This is a genomic window from Stenotrophomonas sp. UBA7606 (genome assembly GCF_002477705.1).
Lineage (GTDB): Bacteria > Pseudomonadota > Gammaproteobacteria > Xanthomonadales > Xanthomonadaceae > Stenotrophomonas.
Genome location: NZ_DLJW01000133.1, coordinates 19,569 through 38,206, shown reverse-complemented (window position 1 = coordinate 38,206; position 18,638 = coordinate 19,569). Strand labels below are relative to the sequence as shown.

The 18,638-nt window shown below is 65.0% G+C and carries 16 protein-coding genes; 5 read left to right on the top strand and 11 right to left on the bottom strand.

The features are described 5' to 3' along the window. Positions 1-9 precede the first annotated feature (9 nt). From B2527_RS18770 to B2527_RS18725, 10 genes are all read right to left on the bottom strand, one after another. Entirely contained in the window at positions 10-1,914 is a 1,905-nt protein-coding gene (locus B2527_RS18770; RefSeq protein WP_293717249.1) for a fimbria/pilus outer membrane usher protein, read from the bottom strand. After that, positions 1,898-2,650, bottom strand: coding sequence for a fimbrial biogenesis chaperone (locus B2527_RS18765; RefSeq protein ID WP_293717248.1), 753 nt, complete (start codon positions 2,648-2,650; stop codon positions 1,898-1,900). Before B2527_RS18765 ends, B2527_RS18770 begins: the two co-directional genes overlap by 17 nt. Before the next feature lie 74 nt (positions 2,651-2,724). Further along, complete coding sequence (locus B2527_RS18760) at positions 2,725-3,273, bottom strand: fimbrial protein (RefSeq protein WP_293717247.1); 549 nt, start codon at positions 3,271-3,273, stop codon at positions 2,725-2,727. Positions 3,274-3,713: 440 nt separating this feature from the next. Further along, positions 3,714-4,448, bottom strand: a complete 735-nt coding sequence (locus B2527_RS18755) for a copper homeostasis protein CutC (RefSeq protein ID WP_293717246.1) — start codon at positions 4,446-4,448, stop codon at positions 3,714-3,716. After that, the gene (locus tag B2527_RS18750; protein ID WP_293717245.1) at positions 4,445-5,452 is read right to left on the bottom strand and encodes a N(4)-(beta-N-acetylglucosaminyl)-L-asparaginase; all 1,008 of its coding nucleotides are present in this window, start codon (positions 5,450-5,452) and stop codon (positions 4,445-4,447) included. The genes B2527_RS18755 and B2527_RS18750 overlap by 4 nt, the downstream gene beginning before the upstream one ends. 25 nt (positions 5,453-5,477) lie before the next feature. Continuing rightward, positions 5,478-6,512, bottom strand: coding sequence for a glucokinase (locus tag B2527_RS18745; RefSeq protein WP_293717244.1), 1,035 nt, complete (start codon positions 6,510-6,512; stop codon positions 5,478-5,480). Positions 6,513-6,601: 89 nt separating this feature from the next. Beyond that, on the bottom strand, positions 6,602-6,988 hold the full coding sequence (gene crcB / locus B2527_RS18740; RefSeq protein ID WP_293717243.1) for a fluoride efflux transporter CrcB: 387 nt from the start codon (positions 6,986-6,988) through the stop codon (positions 6,602-6,604). A 36-nt stretch (positions 6,989-7,024) separates the two neighbouring features. After that, entirely contained in the window at positions 7,025-8,320 is a 1,296-nt protein-coding gene (locus tag B2527_RS18735) for a replication-associated recombination protein A (RefSeq protein WP_293717307.1), read from the bottom strand. A 122-nt stretch (positions 8,321-8,442) separates the two neighbouring features. Further along, entirely contained in the window at positions 8,443-9,081 is a 639-nt protein-coding gene (gene lolA, locus B2527_RS18730) for an outer membrane lipoprotein chaperone LolA (protein WP_293717242.1), read from the bottom strand. Between the two features lie 93 nt (positions 9,082-9,174). Continuing rightward, positions 9,175-11,541 (bottom strand): DNA translocase FtsK, encoded by a 2,367-nt coding sequence (locus B2527_RS18725; RefSeq protein WP_293717241.1) that lies wholly within the window; start codon positions 11,539-11,541, stop codon positions 9,175-9,177. A 289-nt stretch (positions 11,542-11,830) separates the two neighbouring features. Here B2527_RS18725 and trxB point away from each other — a divergent pair, with 289 nt between their 5' ends. From trxB to infA, 5 genes are all read left to right on the top strand, one after another. Continuing rightward, complete coding sequence (trxB, locus tag B2527_RS18720) at positions 11,831-12,799, top strand: thioredoxin-disulfide reductase (protein ID WP_293717240.1); 969 nt, start codon at positions 11,831-11,833, stop codon at positions 12,797-12,799. Positions 12,800-12,823: 24 nt separating this feature from the next. Then, entirely contained in the window at positions 12,824-13,717 is an 894-nt protein-coding gene (locus tag B2527_RS18715) for a metallophosphoesterase (RefSeq protein WP_293717239.1), read from the top strand. After that, a complete protein-coding gene (locus tag B2527_RS18710; protein WP_293717238.1) occupies positions 13,714-14,859 on the top strand; it encodes a GNAT family N-acetyltransferase in 1,146 nt (381 codons plus the stop codon). The genes B2527_RS18715 and B2527_RS18710 overlap by 4 nt, the downstream gene beginning before the upstream one ends. After that, the gene (gene aat / locus B2527_RS18705; RefSeq protein WP_293717237.1) at positions 14,856-15,590 is read left to right on the top strand and encodes a leucyl/phenylalanyl-tRNA--protein transferase; all 735 of its coding nucleotides are present in this window, start codon (positions 14,856-14,858) and stop codon (positions 15,588-15,590) included. Before B2527_RS18710 ends, aat begins: the two co-directional genes overlap by 4 nt. Before the next feature lie 100 nt (positions 15,591-15,690). Beyond that, complete coding sequence (gene infA, locus B2527_RS18700) at positions 15,691-15,909, top strand: translation initiation factor IF-1 (protein ID WP_005409596.1); 219 nt, start codon at positions 15,691-15,693, stop codon at positions 15,907-15,909. 203 nt (positions 15,910-16,112) lie between these two features. Here infA and clpA read toward each other — a convergent pair whose 3' ends face one another. Then, positions 16,113-18,392 carry an ATP-dependent Clp protease ATP-binding subunit ClpA gene (gene clpA, locus B2527_RS18695; protein ID WP_293717076.1) on the bottom strand — a complete coding sequence of 760 codons (2,280 nt, stop codon included), beginning with the start codon at positions 18,390-18,392 and terminating at the stop codon, positions 16,113-16,115. Between the last annotated feature and the right edge of the window lie 246 nt (positions 18,393-18,638).

The window sequence follows — 18,638 nt, the reverse complement described above, 5'->3', positions numbered from 1 at the left end:
GGCCCGTTTTTACACGAATCCCTGCCGACCCTCGTACTGGGTGCTGCGTCGTTCCCCCAGCGTGCCGCTGAGCACGGACTGGAAGCTGGAGGCGCCAACTCCCCGGTCCCGTGTTGCCATTGTGCTGAGCACAGGCGCCGTTGGCGCCGTACCCAGCGGCATCGACAGGGTAAGGCCCAGCGAACGGCCCTGCACGCATTCGGATGCCATGTCCGTATTCCAATACTGCATCGCGCAGTTGCGCTGCTGCGACAGGGACACGCTATAGCTCAACTTCCGCCATGAATTGGAATAGCCGAACTGGAACTGCACATCGCGCTTGGCGCCATGGAAGTAGTCCGCTGCCGAACCGGTCAGGTACAACGCACCGGACCTGCCCAGTCGCTGGTTCATGACAACGTTGAACTGATTGCGCTGGTTGCGTTGGCGGACCAGTGGCTTGAACGCATCGTCCAGCGTTTCCTGTTCCCACGGCCGTCCAAGGGCATCGGAAAAATCACGAAAGCCGCGGGACGAATAGCGGTAGCCGGCCAGTGTCACGGTGGTGTCGGTGGCCTGGAACGTCTTGCTGTAGTTCAGTTCAAGGCGGTAACCGGTTGTCGTGCCGGCACCGTGTTCCTGCAGGCGCGAGAACACCGAGGTTCCACCGAACGCACCGTACTGCGTAGCCACGACGCCGCCTGCCAGCACGGCTACATAATCCTCGGCCAGGCGGGCGCCAGCATTGAGTGTCAGCCGGTTGCTGAGGCCACGCTGGTAGGTGAATTCGGCAAACGGCAACCGCTTCTGGCCGTTGCTGCCTGCCTGCCCCAGCGTGGCGCTGTACTTGGAGTAGCCGGGGCGTATGGATTCCGGCACCGCGGAAAACGGCACGCTGAAACGGCTGGTACTGCCATCGTCGGCGACCACTTCCACATCCAGGTCACCCCCATAGGCGGCGCCACTGATGTCATCGATCAGGAACGGGCCCGGTGATATCACCTCCTCGCGGAGCTTGCGCCCATTCTGGCGAATCACAACCCGCGATCTGCTGTGCGCACTGCCGCGTACAACCGGCGCATAACGGCGCTGCGAATCCGGAACCATCCGTTCGTCGGTGGCGATGCGAATGCCGCGGTAGCTGAGGTTTCCGAATAGATTGCCGTCGGTGTAGCTGCTACCGATGGTCATGTCGCTGGCAATACCGGGCAAGGAGCGCTGTGCATAGGTGCGGATGCTGTTCCAGTCACTGCGTTGCCAGCCCGGGCGGCTTGCGTAGCTGAGGTTCGACTGATGGCGCAGCCGCCACATACCCATATTGGCGCCCGCATTCACCGCCATGGCAGCATAGCTGGATGCCATGCCGTTTGCGGATGTGCGACTGGCGTTGAGGTCATAGTTGGCGAACGCCATGGTCCTGCCCGCGTCCCACATATCGCGGCTGACATGGTCGCGGGGTGTGCGGATCAACAGCGCCTGCGGCACCGAAAGATCCAGGCGCAGACGGCCGACGTCCAGCCTAGCGGCGCTGCCCGGCAGGCGCTGGGCCAGATCCACGCAATGGGCTGCGCTGGTCTGGGCCACGGCGGCTTCAGCACCCATGCTTTCGGGCGGCCGTGTGCCCAGCTTCTCTCGCAGGAAGGTTTCGTCCAGGCACGGCTGTGTGCTGTCACCTACGGCGCGGAACTGCAGCTGGGCGCGATCCACATAGGAATCGTTGACGTAGACATCCACCAGGTACACCCCGGGATCGGCCTGGTCGCCGCGATTGAAACGCTGCAGGTTGCCGGTGGACAGCGTCGAGCCCATCAGCAAACGGTCATCGAATTCGTACAGCGAATCGTCCGCGCTGGCCACGTTGCCAACCGCCAGCAACGCGCCGCCAAGCGCTATCGCACCGTGGGCGGCGCGCGTACCCCTAGCGGGCCGCAGCATGACGGATGGCAATCCTGGCGCCATAGTCGTTGATCAGGTGTGCGCTTACCTCCGCAGTACCCGCGGGCAATGCGGAGGGCGCCTGCGGCAGCCATTGCGCCGAGCCCATCGGGGGCACCATTGCCGGACTCAGCTTCCACTGCGAACCGGCTACGTGCAGCGTGGCGCCCGCGAATGAAGCGTGGTAACCGCTGGGGTTGTCAACCTGCACATGCCAGCCGTTGCTGTGTTGCTGGACGCTGAAGCGCAACTGCTCGGATATCCGCGCAGGTGTGCCGGCAATACCTGTTGGCCGGTAGAACATCTTCAGGCGGTTGCGCATCAACACCATCACCTTGTTCTGATCGGCATGTGCGGTGTTCATCGGCGGAATCTGCAGGACGTTGAGATGGAACAGCGATTCGCGGTCCTGCGGCAGGTCCTTGCCGGCGAACATCACCCGGATCTGTTGGCCGGCGCCGGGAGCCACGCGCGACACGGCAGGCGTGACGACAAAGGGAGCATCGGCATCGGCCGGGGTCGATTCGGGGTCTGCGACGTCCACCCAGGCCTGTACGGCATTGGGAAACGCATCCTGGTTGGTAAGCTGCACGGTGACGTGCTGCGCATTGCCGGGGTAGATGACACGGGTACCTGAAACGACAACACTCGCCGCAGCTTCCGCGATATTGAACAATGCAAGCACACCCGCCATGGCGGCGCAGTACACATTGCAGTGGGATCGAAGCCCGGACATGGGCGGTTCTCCAATGGCTGGGGGCGTTGCCTGCAAGTGTGGGGACGGCCGGTGCGGCCGCCCCGGGCGTTCGATTACTCGTAGCGGACGGTGTACGTCACCGAGCCCAGTACCGGGCCGGGGGTGACGGTCGCGCTCTCGGCGATATAGCGCACGGCGTAGTCGTGGGTGGCGGTGGTTTCGCCCGCCGTGAGCACGATCTCACCCGCCGCCACTGCTGCACCGCCGGCCAGGTTCACCGGCGTACCGCCAGGTGCGTCCAGCAACTGCAGGGCCACGCCTTCGGCACCGGCACTGGCGGTATTGGTCAGATTGCCGGTGGCGGTGGGGTTGGTCGCTTGGAACAACGTGGTGAACGCCTCATCGGTGCCCGACGCGGCGCAGCCGGTCAGGGTCAGGGTGAAGGTGCCCTCGCCTGCGGTGTTGCCAACGGCACCGTCCAGGTCGGAGAGCGGCACGCTTTTCAGGATCACGGTCGGGTCGGCGCCGCCGTTGACGACGGCAGAACAGGTCTGGTCGGTCACTTCGCCGTTGAACGTGATGGTGTTGGTTGCATTGGCTGCCGCAGAGGCTGCCAGCACGGCAACCAGAGATACCAGCACGCTGCTCAATTCACGCTTCATTTCGTTGTACTCCTGGACTCAGCTTTGGGAGGCGGCATTGTCCGTACCCCTAGAATTCAGGTACATCAGACAAGTCCCAAAGAAGTCAGGCAGTGGTGGCAGCGCTCATCAATCTGTGCAACCAGGGCGCAGGCATCAGCGCTTTTTTCGTGCAGTTTCGCGCCCGAACTGACGCGTGGACACACTTGTTGTCGGTACTTTCAAGGTCTGGCGAGCGGAGGGTGTACTCGCTCAATGCGGATGCTTACGGCGTGTTGTGGCAATGGCATCGCCATAGTCGAGAGCATTGCCAGCCAGATCTCTACCATCGCCATCCAGGGCAGGGATGGTGCTCTCACGCTCACGAGCGCAGCACACTGTTCCTTGAAGTGCGAATCGGTGCCGGCAACGCTGTGATCACCAATGCCCTGGGGCGCCTGAGGTCTGCGCCGATTTCGCAGTCAGGAAGCTACCAATGCAGCGCGCAACGCGGCTACCTGACCAGCGTCAGATTGCAGCCAATCGCTTTCCAGCCCAAGCAGAGCCGGATTGTGGTGCCGCATGCGTGAGTGCTGCACCTGCTTTGCCGATGCGTGCAGTTCGCGGCAACCACTGGCAAGCGCAACCTGGTGAATGTTGTGCGCGTTCAAGCCGGCACCGGCCATCACCGCGATGCGGTCCTTGCCCTGCTGCACCAGCGCGGCCAGCACCTCTCTGCCGGCATGGGCATCGGCATGGCCACCGGAACTGAGTACCCGCTCGCAGCCCAGGCCGATCACCTGCTCCAGCGCCGATGCCAGGTCACGGGTGGCATCGAAGGCGCGATGGAAAGTGATGCCCAATGGCCCGGCCGCCGCAACCAGTTCGCGGCACAGGGCCACATCGATCTCACCGTCCTGGGTCAGGGCACCAATCACCACCCCGTCGCAGCCCAGTTGCCGGCATTGCGCGATGTCACGCAGCATGATGTCGGCTTCCATCGGCCCGTAATGGAAATCGCCCGGCCGTGGCCGGATCAACACATACAGCGGAATGCGCAGCGCATCGCGGGCGACCGCGATGGTGCCGGCCGACGGCGTGGTACCGCCCTGCTCAAGGTTCTCGAACAGCTCGATGCGGTCGGCACCGCCCTGCTGTGCGGCAACCGCGGACATGGCCGAATTGCTGGCGATCTCCAGCAGGTAACGCGTGCTCACTTCTGCTCGCTCGTATACACCGAGGCCGAATCCAGCAATGCATCCTGCCTGTCCGTGTCGCAGACAGCGTAGACAAAGCCGCGGTGCAGCGCATACGCGCCCACTTCGCCGGCGCGGTTCATCGCCAGGAAGCAGACCTGCAACGTGCGGCTGGCCTCCGGGCGCTTGCGTACCACGCGGCTGATGGCCTCACGGCAGGCTTCGGCTGGCGAGCGTCCCTGCCGCATTAACTCCACCACCAGGAAGGACGCCGCATTGCGGATCATCTCTTCGCCCATGCCCGAGGCGGTGGCCGCACCGACTTCGTTGTCCACGTACAGGCCGGCGCCGATGATCGGGCTGTCGCCGACCCGCCCATGCATCTTGAAGGCCATGCCACTGGTGGTGCAGGCACCAGCCATCTCGCCCTTGGCGTCGATGGCAATCACGCCCAGCGTGTCATGGTTGTCCTTGTCGCCGGGAATGCCGCGGCGCTCGGCATTGATCTGCGGCGCGTAGTGCTCGGTCTTCAACCACTCGCGCCAGGCTTGCTCTGCTTCCGGCGTCAACAGGTTGCGGCGTTCATGCCCCTGCTGCACGGCAAATTGCTGGGCGCCCTCCCCTACCAGCATCACATGCGGGGTTTTTTCCATCACCGCACGGGCCACCGAGATCGGGTGCAGGATGTCGACGATGGCCGCCACCGAGCCGCAGCGGCCGTCACCGGCCATGATGCTGGCATCCAGGCTGAGCACGCCGTCGCGGTCAGGGTTGCCGCAATGGCCGACGGTGGGATTGCACAGCTCGCTCTCGGCCCAGCGTGCGCCGGCCTCCACCGCATCCAACGCCGAACCACCGGCAGCCAGCACCTTCCAGGCGGCCTGGTTGGCGCCTACGCCAAAATCCCAGGTGGAGACCACGCGCGCGCCGCTGGCGCTGGCCGGCGAGGCCAGCAGCGACGGGGCCGCACTGCCGAGCACCCCCAACATTGCCGATGACTGCAGGAATTGTCTGCGGGTGCTCATGTCAGGGGTTTCTCCGCGATCAGAATCAGGGGGTGGGCAGATTATCGAGGTGCCAGGCCAGCGCGCCCAGCACGCCCAGTTCACCGTGCTCCACGCGCCACACCGGCACCTGCCGCAAGGCCGCGCTCAACGCGCCCTTGGCCAGGAACCGTTGTTGGAAGCTGCCTGCGTGCAATGGCCCGGCCAGGTGGCCGGTGATGCCGCCGGTGAGATAGACCGAGCGCGCACCAAAGGTCAGTGCCAGGTCGCCCGCCAAGCTGCCCAGCCAGGCGCAGAACACCTCTACGCTCTGCACCGCGATGGCGTCGCGCTGTGCGTTTGCCGCTTCGACCAGGGCTGCAGGGGTTTGCCAATGGGGCTCGCTGCCCTGCAGTTCGCACAGGCAGCTGTAAAGATTCATCAGGCCCGGCCCGGACAGCACGCGTTCGTTGTCCACGTGCGGATAGCGGCGCGCCAGCAGGCGCAGCACGTCCTGCTCCAACGGGGTGGTGGCCGCCAATGCAGCGTGTCCAGCCTCGCTGGCCAGTACCGGCGGATTGCCGCCCGGCAGGTACAGCGCAACGCCCAGGCCGGTGCCGGGGCCCAGCACCAAGGCTGGGCCGCGCTGGCCGTGGGCCGGTTCGCCGCAGATCAGATGCAGGGCCTCGGCATCGGCGTGCGGCATGGCCTGCGCCACCGCCACGAAATCATTGATCAGCTCCAGCGAGGCAATGCCGGATTCGGCGCGGGTAGCCGCCAGTGATACCGGCCAGGCCAGATTGGTATTGAGCAGCGTGTCGCCGTCAAGCACACCGGCAATGGCCACCACCGCATGGCTGATGGCCGGTGCACCGGTGTTGCTGGCCAGCCAATCGGCGTAGTCACGCAGAATGGCGGCGAGGCTGGGATGCTCGGCACAGGCGTATTTGCGGAACCCCTGCACCTGCAGGTCGCCACCGGGCTGCAGCAAGGCCCAGCCCAGACGGGCATAGGTGCCACCTACATCGGCGCCGAGTATGGCCTTGGCAGTGCTTGTTTCTGGCTGGAAATGGGCTGCGCCGTCCGACGCTGGCCTGTTCATCCTTGTGCCCGCAGTTGCTGCATGTGTCCGGCGTACTCAAATCGTGGTGCGCGCATGATGCGGCATCGCCCCATGCTTTGAAAGCGCGTTCAAGTCAGCAAACGCAGGCTGCGCCAGGTCCACCAGCCGAGTGCCGTCATCGACAGCGAACCGCCCAGGTGCAGGCCGATGGTGAGCAGGCCCCAGCCCAGTTGCTGGCGCTGCAGCAGGTAAACCACCTCGGCCGAGAAGGTCGAGAATGTGGTCAAGCCGCCGAGCAGGCCGGTGACCACAAACAGTCGCCATTGCGGCGAAAGCTCCGGCCGGGTGGCGAAGAACGCCAGGGCCAGGCCGATCACGTAGCCACCGAGCAGATTGGCGGTCAGCGTGCCCAAGGGCACGGTGTTGTGCAGCGGGTTCAGCCACAGGCTCAGCCCATAGCGCAGCCACGCTCCCAGTGCCGCGCCTGCGCCGATGGACAGAAAGGTTTGCCACATGGGTTCAGACTCCTGGCGCAGGGTTGGCGACGGTGATCATTTGCGTTGCGCGCGGGCCTGTTCGCGGGCAATGCGCAGGCGATCGAGCTTTTCCTTGAGCTTGATCTCCAGCCCACGCTCGACCGGCTGGTAATAGACCTGCTCGCCCATGTCGTCCGGGAACGCGGTCTGGTCCAGCGCGATACCGCCTTCGACATCGTGGTCGTACTGGTAGCCCTGGCCGTAACCCAGGGTCTTCATCAAACGCGTGGGCGCGTTGCGCAGGTGCATCGGCACCGGCTGGGTGCCGTACTTGGCGATGTCGGCGCGGGCTGCATGCAGCGACATATAGGCCGCGTTGGATTTGGCGGTACTGGCCAGATAGACGACCAGGTTGGACAGGGCGATGTCGCCCTCTGGCGCGCCGATGCGGTCATAGGCGTTCCAGACATTGATCGCCATTTCCAGCGCCCGCGGGTCGGCCAGGCCCACGTCTTCCACCGCCATGATGGTCAGCCGGCGCAGCAGATAGGACGGATCACAGCCGCCGTCGAGCATGCGCGCCAGCCAGTAGATGGCGCCGTCCGGGTTGGAGCTGCGCACCGATTTGTGCAGTGCCGAGATCTGGTCGTAGAACTGCTCGCCGTTCTTGTCGAAGCGGCGGGTGCGGTCGGCCAGTACCTGCAGCAGGGTTTCCGGGGTGATTTCGCCGCCTTCGCCCGCAGCCAGCTCGGCGGCGATTTCCAGCAGGGTCAAGGCGCGGCGGACGTCGCCGTCGGCGGCGCGGGCGATCTCCAGCAGCGACTCGGCCGAGACCTTTATGTCCTGCTCGCCCAGCCCGCGCTCGGTGTCGTCCAAGGCACGCCGCAATGCTTCAACCACGTCCTCCGGCGATACCGACTCCAGCACATGCACGCGGCAGCGTGACAGCAGCGCCGAGTTCAACTCGAAGGATGGGTTCTCGGTGGTAGCGCCAACAAAGATGATCGTGCCGCGTTCGATATGCGGCAGGAAGGCATCCTGCTGGGCCTTGTTGAAACGGTGCACCTCGTCGACGAACAGCACCGTGCGTCGCCCCTCGGCAAAGCGCTGGGCGGCCTCGGCCAGCACCTGGCGCACGTCGGGCAGGCCGGACAGCACGGCCGAGATCGCGCGGAATTCTGCATCGGCATACTGTGCCAGCAACAGGGCCAGCGTGGTCTTGCCACAGCCCGGCGGGCCCCACAGGATCATCGAATGCACACGCCCGGATTCAACCGCACGCCGCAATGCGGTGTTGGGGGCTAGCAACCGCTTCTGCCCGACCATCTCGTCCAGCGTGCGCGGGCGCATACGTTCGGCGAGCGGGCGCATGCTGTCGCGGTCCGCGCTCAGCAGGTCGGCGGGTGCATCATCAAGAAAGATATTTCGGGATCTGGCCACGGCTGCATTCTAACAGCGTGGCCAGCCCTGCCCTGCGCGGCGTGCGCCGGGGTTCAGCGCTCGCCCACGACGTCGACGTCCTTGCCCGGCACGAAGCGGAAGGTGCCGTTGGCGAAACTGGGGTTCTTGCGCCAGCCGCTGAAGCTGATGATGGTGCGCTGGCCGACCGCGTCCACCAGCTCCATCCGCGACAGGCCGCCGTTGGAGAAGCCCAGCGCGGCGTAGTCGAAGCTGGCTTCGGTGTCGCGCTTGGGGGTCAGCGACAGCCACTGCATGCCGTCACGCGGCGCGGCCTCCTCGCTGATGTCGTACTGCTGTTCCAGCAGCGCGGGGTTGATCAACGCGGTCAGCGGGTTGTTCTGCTCCTCGCTGCCCTGCGGGGTCACACGGGCCTGTTCCAGGTCCGGCTCGTACACCCATACCTTGCTGCCGTCGGCAACGATCAGCTGCGGGTGCGGACGCGTGTATTCCCAGCGGAACAGACGCGGCGCCGACAGCGCCACGCGGCCGCTGGAGGACTCCTTGACGCGGCCGCGGCTGTCCACCACCTGCTGCGAGAACTGCCCGTCCAGGCCGCGCAGGCCGTTGGTGAAGGATTTCAGGTCGTCGCGGGCACCGGCGTGGGCATCCGCCGCAAGGCCGGCACAAGCCAGGGCAACAGCAAGAACGGAGTGGCGCAGGAATGCAGTCATGGCGGCTTGGGATAGTGGTGTCGTTGGTGAGGCAGAGTCTGCCCCTTTCAAACTGAATGGGCGGCAATCAGTCGCTGAATGCCGCCCTTCCGTTCATTGCTTGGGCGGCGGGGGTGCCAGCACGGTGCGGTCGCCGTTGTGCTCGGGCGCGGTCACCACGCCGGCCGCTTCCATCGCTTCGATCAGGCGCGCGGCGCGGTTGTAGCCGATCTTCAGGCGCCGCTGCACGCCGGAAATCGAAGCGCGGCGGGTTTCGGTGACGATACGCAGCGCCTCGTCGTACAGCGGGTCGGATTCATCCCCGCCACCGCCGCTGGCTTCCGGCAGGCCGTTGGCCCCCACCACCACGCCATCGCCCATGGTCTGCACTTCGTCCAGCACGCCCTCGATGTAATCGGTGGGGCCGCTGGCCTTGAGGTGCTCGACCACGCGGTGCACTTCCTCGTCGGAGACGAAGGCGCCGTGCACGCGGTCCGGCATGGCCGTGCCCGGCGGCAGGTACAGCATGTCGCCGTTGCCCAGCAGCGCTTCGGCGCCGGACTGGTCGAGGATGGTGCGCGAGTCGATCTTGGAGCTGACCTGGAAGGCGATACGGGTCGGGATATTCGCCTTGATCAGGCCGGTGATCACGTCCACCGACGGGCGCTGCGTGGCAAGGATCAGGTGGATGCCGGCCGCACGTGCCTTCTGTGCCAGGCGGGCGATCAGTTCTTCCACCTTCTTGCCGACAATCATCATCATGTCGGCGAATTCGTCGATGAAGATGACGATGAACGGCAGCGGTTCCAGCGGACGCGGTGCCTCGCCCATCTCGGGGTTCGGCTTGAACAACGGGTCCATCAGCGGCTGGCCGGCATCGATGGCGTCCTTCACCTTCTTGTTGAAGCCGGCCAGGTTGCGCACGCCCACCGCGCTCATCAGCTTGTAGCGGCGCTCCATCTCGGCCACGCACCAACGCAGGCCGTTGCCGGCCTCCTTCATGTCGGTGACCACCGGCGCCAGCAGGTGCGGGATGCCCTGGTAGACGCTGAGCTCCAGCATCTTGGGGTCGATCATCAGCATGCGCAGGTCTTTCGGGCTGGCCTTGTACAGCAGGCTCAGCACCATCGCGTTGACCGCCACCGACTTGCCCGAACCGGTGGTACCGGCCACCAGCAGGTGCGGCATGCGCGCCAGATCGGCCACGGTTGGGCGGCCGGCGATGTCCTTGCCCAGCGCCAGGGTCAATACACTGGCCGACTTGTCGTATTCCTTGGAGCGCAGCAGCTCGGACAGGAAGATCATCTCGCGGGTGACGTTGGGGATCTCCAGGCCGATCACCGACTTGCCCGGAATCACGTCAACCACACGCACCGATTTGACCGACAGGCCGCGGGCGATGTCCTTGTCCAGCGAGCTGATCTGGCTGACCTTGATACCCGGCGCCGGCTCGATCTCGAAACGGGTGATCACCGGACCCGGATAGGCGCCCACCACCTGTGCGTCGATGCGGAAATCCTTGAGCTTGAACTCGATCTGCCGCGACAGGGTTTCCAGCGTCTGTTCGTCGTAGCCCTTGGCCTGCGGCTTGGGGTCGTCCAGCAGGGCCAGCGGCGGGATGTCCGAGCCATCGCCGTTGACGCCCTGGAACATCGGGATCTGCGTCTCGCGCTTGGCACGGTCGCTCTTCTCGATGATCGGTGCCGGCCGCGGCTCGATCTTCACCGGCTCGCGCTTGGCCCGCACCTCGGCGTCGACCTTGCGCACTTCCTCGCGCTCCTCACGCAGGGCGCGGGTCTGCTGCCATTCGTTGGCCTGCTCTTTCTTCTTGTTGAGCATCGGCCCCAGTGCCAGCACCCAACGGCCAATCTTCTCCATCACCACGAACCAGGACAGGCCGGTTGCCAGGGTGATCGAGGTCAGCAGCAGGACCAGCAGGAACAGGTTGCTGCCCACCGGGCCAAAGCCGCTCTGCAGCGACTTGCCCACCAGCACGCCCAGGCCGCCGCCGCCCCGCGCCACGTCGCCGGGCGGCAGGCGCAGGTAGAGAAAGCCGGTGGCACCGATCAGGAAGCCGACAATGCCCACCAGGCGCAACGCCGGGCCCAGGTCATCCTGGCCGCGCTCTTCGTTCTTCTTCAGGCCGAACATGGCGATCCACGCCACCGCCGCCAGCATCAGCGGGATCAGGTAAGCCACGTAGCCGAACAACTGGCGCATCACGTCGGCAATCCAGGCGCCCACGCGGCCGCCCATGTTGTGGACCGGCGCCACCACCGACCCGGACTGCGACCAGCCCGGGTCCGTCGGCGAGTAGGTGAACAGGCTGGCCAGCAGGTACAGCAATGCCGGCGCGATCGCGATCAGCGCCAGGTCACGCCAGAGCTTCTGGCGACGGGGGTTGTCCGCTGCGGCAGGCGGCTTGCGCGCGGCATTGCCAGCGCTGGGGTTCTTGCCACGTTCCGGGACCTGTTTCGCCACCTTTGACCAGACCTTAGAAATGCACGGTTAGTGATTGATATTAAACGACAGATCGTCAGGTTTCACCCACGGCGACATGCGCCGGTAAGGCCGGCAGACAGAAAACGTCAAAAATCCGCCGATTCCCAGCAAGCTGGTGCTGCCTGAAGTTGAGGACTCTAACCAACGGGCCGCGCAGTTCCATTCACGTGCCTTGATTCACCCTGCCCCGACCGCCACTCTATTGGCTTGCCCGGACGTCTGCGTGATGCCGCGAACGGGCCGCCAATCCTGACTTTCGCGAGTATACATGAGCACTTCCAGCCTCCCGACCAAGCACACCCGTCTGTTGATCCTCGGCTCCGGCCCCGCTGGCTGGACCTCTGCCGTCTACGCTGCGCGCGCAAACCTGAAGCCGCTGGTGGTCACCGGCCTGCAACAGGGCGGCCAGCTGATGACCACCACCGAAGTCGACAACTGGCCCGGCGACGCCCACGGCCTGATGGGTCCGGACCTGATGGCGCGCATGCAGGCGCATGCCGAGCGCTTCGACACCGAAGTGGTGTTCGACCACATCCACACCGCCGACCTGTCCAAGCGCCCCTTCACCCTGACCGGTGACAGTGCCCAGTACACCGCCGATGCGCTGATCATCGCCACCGGTGCCACCGCCAAGTACCTGGGCATTCCGTCCGAGGAAGCCTTCAAGGGCCGCGGCGTGTCGGCCTGTGCCACCTGCGATGGCTTCTTCTACAAGGACCAGGACGTGGTGGTGGTTGGCGGCGGCAACACCGCGGTGGAAGAGGCGCTGTACCTGTCCAACATTGCGCGCAAGGTCTACCTGGTGCACCGCCGTGACACCTTGAAGGCGGAAAAAATCATGCAGGACAAGCTGTTCGCCAAGGTTGCGGCCGGCAAGATCGAGACCGTCTGGCACCACCAGGTGGACGAAGTGCTGGGCAACGAAATGGGCGTGACCGGCGTGCGCGTCAAGTCCACCCTGGACGGCAGCACCCGCGACATCGAGGCCCACGGCTTCTTCGTCGCCATCGGCCACCAGCCCAACACCGAGCTGTTCGCCGGGCAGCTGGCCATGAACAACGGCTACCTGGAAATCCGCTCGGGCCTGGGTGGCAACGCCACCATGACCTCGGTGGAAGGCGTGTTCGCCGCCGGCGACGTCGCCGACCAGCACTACCGCCAGGCCATCACCTCGGCGGGCTTCGGCTGCATGGCCGCGCTTGATGCCGAGCGCTTCCTGGACGCCGAAAACGCCTGATCCGGCGCGCCCTGGCAGCCCGGCATGGACAAGGTGATGCTCAAACAGCTGCTGTTCCACGGCAGCTGGTTGGTGTTTCCGGCCATCGTCTGGTTGCTGTGGCGTTGGCACCAGGGTCGCCAGCGCCCTGTGCTGGCGGTCCTGCTGCTGGGCTGTGGCGTGTTTGTCTGGGCGCGTTTCATCGAGCCGCAGCTGATCCTGGTTGATCGCACGACGCTGGCAGGCACCGGCGTCGACACGCGCGTAGCTCTGATCAGCGATGTGCACCTGGGCATCTACAAAGGCCGCGGCTATCTGCAGCGTGTGGTCGAGCGCATCAATGTGCTGGACGTCGATGCGGTGGTGATCGCCGGCGATCTGACCTATGAGCCACGCCCGGACGATCTGCAGGATCTGTTCGCGCCCCTGGCGCAATTGAAGGCCCCCGCCTACGTGGTGCTGGGCAACCATGACCAGCAACCGCCTGGCCGGGACCTGGACAAACCATTGCGGCAGGCGCTGAATGCCCACGGCATGCAGATCATCGAAGGCCGCCTGCTTACCGATGCACGCGGCGTCCGCTGGGCGGGGCTGGGGGATATGTGGGCGGGACACGATGATGCCGGCTTCCTGCGCCAGCCTGACGTGCTGCCGGGCCCAACCGTGCTGATTGCACACAACCCCGACAGTGCCATGCAGCTGCGGCCGGGCGACGCCACGCTGGTGCTTGCCGGGCATACCCATGGCGGACAGATCCGCATCCCCTGGCTTTACCGCAAGGTCATCCCCAGCAGCTACGGCTTTGATCGTGGCGAGCAGCGCATGCCCGGCCCGCATGGCACGGTGCGGGTGTTCACTACCCGTGGCATCGGCGAGATCGGCCTGCCGTTGCGATTGTTCAACCCACCCACCATCGACGTGCTGCAGCTGCGCCCATGACCGATGCCTTCGAACTGCGCGTACTCGGCGATCTGGGGGCTGTGCCCGCCGCGCAATGGGATGCCCTGCACGACGGCAGTAATCCCTTCATCAGCCATGCCTTCCTTGCCGGCCTGGAGCAGCACGGCTGCCTGCGGCCGGACTGGGGTTGGCAGCCACAGCACCTGAGCCTGTGGCGCGATGAGCAGCTGGTAGCCGCTGCGCCGGGCTATCTGAAGCAGAACTCGCACGGCGAATTCGTGTTTGACCATGCCTGGGCCAACGCCTATGCGCGCCATGGCCTGGACTATTTCCCCAAATGGCTGGGCGGTGTGCCCTACTCGCCGGTCACCGGCCCGCGCCTGCTTGCCGGTGATGATGATGCAGCGCGCAGTGCCTTGCTGGCCGCAATCACCCGCCACGTGCAGCAGCACGACCTGTCTTCGGCGCACATCAATTTCCACCTGCCGGGCGAAACGGCCTTGTTCGATGCACACTGGCTGCGGCGCGACGACGTGCAGTTCCAGTGGCAGCGGCAATCGGGCTGGAACAGCTTCGACGACTTCCTTGCGGCGATGGACCACAAACGACGCAAGAACATCCGCCAGGAGCGCAGCAAGGTCGCCAAGGCCGGCATCACTTTTGTGACGCGTCACGGTGACGAAGCCAGCGCCGACGAGCTGCGCGCCATGCACGGCTTTTACCTGCGCACCTTTGCCGAGTATGGCAATGCGCCCGCGTTGACGCTGGGCTTCCTGCGCCACCTGGCGGCCACCCTGCCCCGCCAGCTGGTGCTGTTCCTGGCCATGCAGGATGAGCAACCCATTGCCGGCGCGCTGTGCCTGCGTGGCGGCAGCACACTGTACGGCCGCTACTGGGGCGGCGCACCACTGCCCGGCCTGCATTTCGAGACCTGTTACTACCAGGGCATCGACTATTGCCTGCGCGAAGGCCTGCAACATTTCGAACCCGGCGCACAGGGCGAACACAAGCTGGCCCGTGGCTTCCTGCCGCGGCCCGTGCACAGCCATCATTGGATTGCCGACCCGCGCTTCCGTGCGGCGCTGCAGGACTGGTGCAGCCGCGAGCGCGAGGATGTGGCCCGCTACGCACAGGCCCTGCAGCAGCACAGCCCTTTCAGGACCATCGACGACAACACATGAGTACGCTGGGCCCCTTTCTGCTGGATGAAGCCAGCGACGCTCCCTTCCCGCCCGCCGAGCTGTCGGCACGCGAGCCCGATGGCCTGCTCGCCATCGGTGGCGACCTGGCACCGGTACGCCTGCTCAACGCCTATGCCGGTGGGGTGTTCCCGTGGTTCTCGGAGGGGCAACCCCTGTTGTGGTGGTCACCGGACCCACGCATGGTGTTCCGCACTGGCGGCGTGCACCTGTCCACGCGTTTCCGCCGCGGCCTGCGCGGCAGCCGCTGGCGTGTCCGTGCCGACACCGCGTTTGCGGAGGTGATGCAGGCTTGCGCACAGGCACCGCGCCCCGGTCAGGACGGCACCTGGATCACCGCAGACATGCACCGTGCTTATGTACAGTTGCATCAACTGGGCTACGCACATTCGGTCGAGGTCTATGACGAGCAGACCCTGGTCGGCGGCATCTATGGGGTCAGCATTGGCCGGATGTTTTTCGGCGAAAGCATGTTCAGTGGCCGCAGTGGCGGCTCCAAGGTGGCGCTGGCGGCCCTGGCACGGACGCTGGCGCACTGGGGCTGGCCATTGATCGACGCGCAGGTGGAGAATCCACACCTCCTGCGCATGGGGGCCGAACACCTGCCACGGGCGGCGTTCCTGCAGCAGGTGCGCTCCCTGGTCGAGCAGCCCGGCCGGGTTGGCAGCTGGACCCGGGCATTTGGCGAGTTGCCGGCCGCCGCGCTGGCCTGATTGACGCAGGACTTAACGCAAACTTTGCAACATCCGGCTGGGCAGCGTAAAATGCCCGCCCTTAGGCCCAAGGGCCGTCCGCAGAACCGCACAGGACTACATGTCGAAAGACGACTCCATCGAGTTCGAAGGCACCGTCAGCGAGACGTTGCCGAACACCACTTTCCGCGTTCGCCTGGAAAATGGGCATGAAATCATTGCCCATATCTCCGGCCGCATGCGCAAGAACTACATCCGCATCCTGACCGGCGACCGTGTCAAGGTCGAGATGACGCCGTACGACCTGACCAAGGGCCGTATCACCTACCGCATGAAGTAACGCGGTAAATCGTGCGTTAGCCGAAAGCCAGCCTTCGCGCTGGCTTTTTCGCGTGGCCGAGGTTGCCTGTAGTGCCGAGCCATGCTCGGCAAGGGCTTTCCCGGCAACGCCCGGCCGAGCATGGCTCGGCACTACATAAAAGAAACCCCGCATCGTTGGATGCGGGGTTCTGCGTTGCTTTGGAATAATCCGCGCTTGGCGAATTACACCGTTGCCGGCAGCAGGTGCTCCGGCTCGGCCTCGGTCTCCACGATCAGCTCGCCGTCGCGGACGTCGATGCTGACCTTGCCGCCATTCAACAGCTTGCCAAACAGCAGTTCGTCGGCCAGCGGGCGCTTGATCTTGTCCTGGATCACGCGGCTCATCGGGCGCGCACCCATGTCCGGATCGAAACCGTGCTGGGCCAGCCAGTCGCGGGCAGCCGGGGTGGCCGACAGCGAGACGTGCTTGTCCTGCAACAGCATCTCCAGCTCGATCAGGAACTTGTCGACCACCCGCAGGATGTGGTCGAAGCCCAGCGGCTGGAACTGCACCACCGCGTCCAGGCGGTTGCGGAACTCCGGGGTGAAGCTCTTGCGGATCACTTCCATCGCATCGGTGGCATGGTCCTGCTTGGTGAAACCAATCGAACGGCGCGCCGCATGGGTGGCGCCGGCATTGGTGGTCATCACCAGCACCACGTTCTTGAAGTTGGCCTCGCGCCCGTTGGTGTCGGTGAGGATGCCGCGGTCCATGACCTGCAACAGGATGTTGAAGATGTCCGGATGCGCTTTCTCCACCTCGTCCAGCAGCAGCACGCAATGCGGGGTCTTGACGATCTTTTCGGTCAGCAGGCCACCCTGGTCGAAACCGACATAGCCCGGAGGGGCACCGATCAGACGGCTGATCGAATGCGGCTCCATGTACTCGGACATGTCGAAACGGACCAGCTCGATGCCCAGCTGCAGCGCAAGCTGGCGGGTGACCTCGGTCTTGCCGACGCCGGTGGGGCCGGCAAACAGGAAGTTGCCGATCGGCTTTTCCGGGTTGCCCAGGCCAGAGCGCGACAGCTTGATGGCCGAGGCCAGCGATTCAATCGCCGGGTCCTGGCCGAAGATCACCATCTTCAGGTTGCGCTCCAGGTGCTTGAGCACGTCCTTGTCGGTGGCAGTGACCTGCTTGGCCGGGATACGCGCCATCTTGGCGATGATCGCCTCGATCTCCTCGATATCGATGCGCTGCTTGCGCTCACCTTCCGGCAGCAGGCGCTGGCGGGCACCCGCCTCGTCGATCACGTCGATCGCCTTGTCCGGCAACAGGCGGTCGCCGATGTGCTTGACCGACAGGTCCACCGCCGCGCGCAGCGCGTCATCCGCATAGGTCACGCTGTGGTGCGCCTCGTACTTGGAGCGCAGGCCCTTGAGGATTTCATAGGCCTCGCCCACGGTCGGCTCGACGATGTCGATCTTCTGGAAGCGGCGGGCCAGCGCACGGTCCTTCTCGAAGATGCCGCGGTACTCCTGGAACGTGGTCGAGCCGATGCAGCGCAACTCACCGGAGGCCAACGCCGGCTTGATCAGGTTGGAAGCGTCCATGGTGCCACCCGACGCCGAACCGGCGCCAATGATGGTGTGGATCTCATCGATGAAGAGCACCGCATTGGGGATCTTCTTCAGCGAGGTGATCACCCCCTTCAGGCGCTTCTCGAAGTCGCCGCGATACTTGGTCCCGGCCACCAGCGCACCCAGGTCCAGCGAATAGATCACCGCATCGGCCAGCACCTCGGGCACTTCGCCGTCGACGATGCGCTTGGCCAGGCCTTCGGCGATGGCGGTCTTGCCCACGCCGGCCTCGCCCACGTACAGCGGGTTGTTCTTGCGACGGCGGCACAGCACCTGGATGGTGCGTTCGATCTCATCGCGACGCCCCACCAGCGGATCGATGCGGCCGGCCTTGGCGGCCTCGTTGAGGTTGCTGGCAAATTCGGCCAGGGAGTCGCCCTTGGCCTCGCCCTCGCCCCCTTCCGCACGCCCCTCGCCATCCAGCGGCGCCGACATGTCGGCGTCGTCACCGCCCTTGGCCACGCCATGGGACAGGTAATTGACCACGTCCAGCCGGGTCACATCCTGCTGGTTGAGGTAATAGACCGCGTGCGATTCCTTCTCGCCGAAGATCGCCACCAGCACGTTGGCACCGGTGACCTCCTTCTTGCCCGAGGATTGCACATGGTAGACGGCCCGCTGCAGCACCCGCTGGAAGCCCAGGGTGGGCTGGGTATCGCGGCCATCGTCTTCGGCCAGCAGCGAGACAGAGGCATTGATGGCCTTCTCCAGCTCGCCACGCAGGCGCTCCAAGTCGGCACCACAGGCCTTGAGCACCGCCTGGGCCGAGGCGTTCTCCAGCAGTGCCAACAACAGATGTTCAACCGTCATGTATTCATGACGGGCCTCTCGGGCGCGCTTGTAGCACTGACCAATGGTCTGCTCGAGGTCTTTACTGAACATGGGGGCACTCCGATTCCGGTTGGAGACAATATGCGGCCTTGCTGCGCCTTTTCCAGCACCCTAGCGACGCGGATGTAGAGGCTGCGTCAGCAATATGGGCAAATTCTGCACCCTGTGAATCCTGCATTCAGTTTCGTGGCAGTACAGGGCATGGGTCACAAGTCCGCACAGTGACTGGAGTTTGTCGTGCCTTCGCGCAACGCGGAGCAACGGCCTGCTCCCCAACTGATATGCACCGGGCGAAAC